This window comes from Microcoleus sp. BROC3 (assembly GCF_036702515.1).
Lineage (GTDB): Bacteria > Cyanobacteriota > Cyanobacteriia > Cyanobacteriales > Microcoleaceae > Microcoleus.
This window is the reverse complement of the sequence record NZ_JAUBTQ010000136.1, coordinates 1-3548: the sequence shown is the minus strand read 5'-3', so window position 1 is coordinate 3548 and position 3548 is coordinate 1. Positions and strand designations below refer to the sequence as shown.

2 protein-coding genes, 1 rRNA gene and 1 pseudogene are annotated in these 3548 nt (G+C 43.1%); all 4 read left to right on the top strand.

Going from position 1 to position 3548, the window contains the following annotated elements; genetic code table 11:
- A partial coding sequence (locus QUB30_RS33065) for a transposase (protein ID WP_333342480.1) occupies window positions 1-557 on the top strand: 557 nt, incomplete at its 5' end.
- Window positions 558-568: 11 nt separating this feature from the next.
- Entirely contained in the window at window positions 569-1237 is a 669-nt protein-coding gene (locus QUB30_RS33060) for a transposase (RefSeq protein ID WP_333342477.1), read from the top strand.
- Between the two features lie 513 nt (window positions 1238-1750).
- A pseudogene (locus tag QUB30_RS33055) lies at window positions 1751-2990 on the top strand (ISAzo13 family transposase).
- Window positions 2991-3472: 482 nt separating this feature from the next.
- Window positions 3473-3548 (top strand): 16S ribosomal RNA (locus QUB30_RS33050); the annotation flags it as partial.

Sequence of the window (3548 nt, the reverse complement as noted above, 5' to 3'; positions counted from 1 at the left end):
TGGTAAAAAAAAAGACGGAAGAAATTAACAATATTTTATTCAAAAACAAGGCTGGCATAGAAGCCGGGCAAATAATAGTATTATTTATAGATGAATGTCATCTACTTCATGGCGATCTGACTGGTTATGTTTGGGGTCAATCAAAAATCAGAATTGAAGTCCCAATTACCAATGAAAAAGATAGACAAACTTATTTTGGCGCACTCAATTATCAAAGCAAAGAATTCCATGTTCAGAGCCATCCATCTGGGGATGGAAAATCAACAGTTAAATTTATAAAATACTTACAAGATAAATATAAAAATCGCAAGATTATCTTGATTTGGGATGGAGCCAGTTATCATAAATATGGCGAATTTAGAGATTTTTTATTAGAAGTAAATGGTGACAAAGAGCCTGATGAGTGGTCAATTACTTGTATTTTATTTGCTCCAAATGCTCCCCAACAAAATCCCGTTGAAGATATTTGGTTACAGGCTAAAAACTTTTTAAGAAAGTATTGGTATTTATGTAGGTCTTTTAAGATTGTCAAATTTTTGGAGAGAATTTTTTACTAACGAACATAAATTTGATTTCCCCAAAATACATAAATATAATTGCACGGAAAAAATTAATTAGGATTGCTCTAGGTCTAGAAAATCATTTAGGATTGCTATATACAGGTGAACAAAAGAAACTGGGATCTCCACGTAAATATGATGGCAAGGTTGACTGCCATGATTTGAGTCGTCTTAATTTTGTTAAAGACCTAAAACCGGGAGTTTCATTATATACATTGAAGGTGGGTCGTTGTTGTTTGAATTGCCCAATTTGTTGGGTTTGTATCTCTGAGGTTCAAGCCAACGGCAAAATCAAAAATGCTTTATTGTTTAGCACTGATATTCACCTACCACCTGAGCAAATTCTTGAATATTATCAGGCTCGCTTCCAGATTGAATTTATTTTTCGTGATGCCAAGCAATTTACAGGATTGTCTGATTGTCAAGCTCGTCATTTTCCACGGCTTGATTTTCATTTTAATGCCAGTCTAATTGCCTTAAATTTAGCTAAACATGAACTCTCTAGTTGTCATTCATCTGCCAAGTCGTTTGTATTTTCTATGGCCTCTTATAAACGGCTGGAATTCAATAAGCATCTACTTTGTACCTTTATTGATAAGTTAGATTTAGACCGGGATTTGATTTTAAATCACCCTAATCTTCCTTCAGTCTTGTCTTATGGTACTTTGGCTGCTTAAAAACTGTCCGGAGTATTGTAAAAATCGACCCAGTGATTTATTGCTGTCAACTAAGTTAAGTATTTATACTTAACTTAGTTGACCAGAGGTGCTGTTTTTATGGCGAAGGAGCAAGGGAAGGCTCTTGTGACAGTTGAGGGTTCGGAATGTGGGTTGAAGTAGAACAGGATGAAAAACAGCTTCTCTTGGGTTCCCAGTAGTCGAGCTTTACGCCCTTCTCCAAGGGCCCGTTGGTGAGGTTCGCTCTGACGACTCTGTTCGTAGAGGGGACTAAAGGTTTAGAGTAACCCATCAAACGCTTTGCGATTCAACCCTGTCAATGCTCGCAGCAAGCGGTCTTGGTTCAGCACACATTCGATATCCAGCATCGTTCTACCCTCTCACTGACCTCTATTCTCCGCTATTTCCCAACAAGTCTAATTGATGACACACCCTAACGAAAGCCTTACCTCCTAGTAAGGGACTTCCAAAAAATAAATCGTCCCGGACTGAATGAACTAAACTGAAGCCATGTTGAAACTTACAGACTCACTCAAAGTGTTATTTAAAGAGACAGCCGAGCACCTGCCTGGTGCTGCCCGTCGCCGGTTTATGGCCCAAACCGTAGCGGAGCTAGGGCGGGGCGGACAGCGCCAGGCCGAGCGCGAATTAGGTTGGCACCGTGACCTGATTCGCAAAGGGCAATGCGAAGTCGCACACAACCTGATTTGTGTCGATGCGTTTAAATTGCGGGGTAGAAAGCGCACCGAAAGCCGTTTACCGAACTTGCTGAGCGACATTCAAGCCATTGTAGACAGTCAAAGCCAGACCGACCCGAAGTTCACCACGAATCGTTTGTATACCCGCCTCAGTGCCGCCGAAGTCCGTCGTCAACTGATTGGGCAAAACGGTTACAGTAGTGAAGCCTTGCCGAGTACCGAAACGATTCGGACGCGGCCCAATCAATTGGGCTACTATCCCAGCAAAGTCGGGAAAACGAAACCTCAAAAAAAATTGCCTTGACCGATGCCATTTTTGACCAACTGGCTATCGTTAACGTCGCTGCCGCTGCCGACCCCACTGTATTACGGCTCTCGTGGGATGCCAAAGCCGGAGTGAAAGTCGGACCGTTCTCGCGCCAGGGCAAAAATCGGGTCGAGACCGAAGCTTGTGACCATGACTTTGGCCCTAAACATACGGTCATCCCTTACGGGATTTTTCTCCCCGAGTGGGACGAGTTATTTCTCTACTGCACCACTTCAAAAGTCACCAGTGACTTCATGGTCGATGTTTTGGAGGCTTGGTGGTTGGCGCATCGCGGACGGTTCCCAGCAGTCGAGACTTTATTGCTCAACCAGGATAATGGACCAGAAAATCATTCCCGGCGCACCCAGTTTATGAAACGGCTGGTGGACTTTGCTTTCTCGGCATCAGGTGAATCTCCGATTGGCTTATTATCCGCCTTATCACAGTAAATACAATCCCATTGAGCGGACTTGGGGCGTTCTGGAAAATCATGGGAATGGCAGCATTCTTGATGAGATTGACACGGTTTTGCAATTCGCCCACTCCATGACTTGGAACGGTCATCATCCCGTGGTGAAACTCGTCACCCAAACCTACCAAACTGGAGTCAAACTCACCAAACTCGCTCCGGGCTGAGGTTGAAACGCAGATTCAGCGTCTGGGCGAATTCGTGGTCAACGACAAACCCTTGAATCTCGGTAAATGGTTTATCGATATTTTTTACCGCCCTGAGCCAGTATTGGCATGATTATTTATTTGGAAGTCCCTAAGTCCCATGATTATTGAATTCTGAAGTTCTACATATGATGACACAGCCCGCCCAAAAGCCACATTTTGCCCCCAAAAAGCAGGTCCAAGGGATAAAGAGGAGTCAGCCAGCGGAGGAGCGATCGGGGTTTAAGAGCCGAAACCCTTGGTGTGTATGGCTTCCCCCAAAACTCAAAAATATTTTTACAAAACGCTTGACAACATCTTGCGGAATCAGTATATTAATAAAGCGCCAGAAGAGAAGCGGTTCAAACAACCGCGAACTAAAGGCAAAAAACTGAACCTAGAAAAAAGAATAGTTTGAAAGCTTAAAGCACTATTAACCTCGTCAAAAAAATTAAGATAGAGAGTCAAGGCGAAAGCTAATACTCAATATCACAAACAACGAGAAAAAAGTCAAGGGAAAAAAACCAGCCTTTGTGCTGAGTGGAAAGAACTTGACTAAAGCCAAAAGAACTCAACAACACGGAGAGTTTGATCCTGGCTCAGGATGAACGCTGGCGGTCTGCTTAACACATGCAAGTCGAACGGAGTAGAA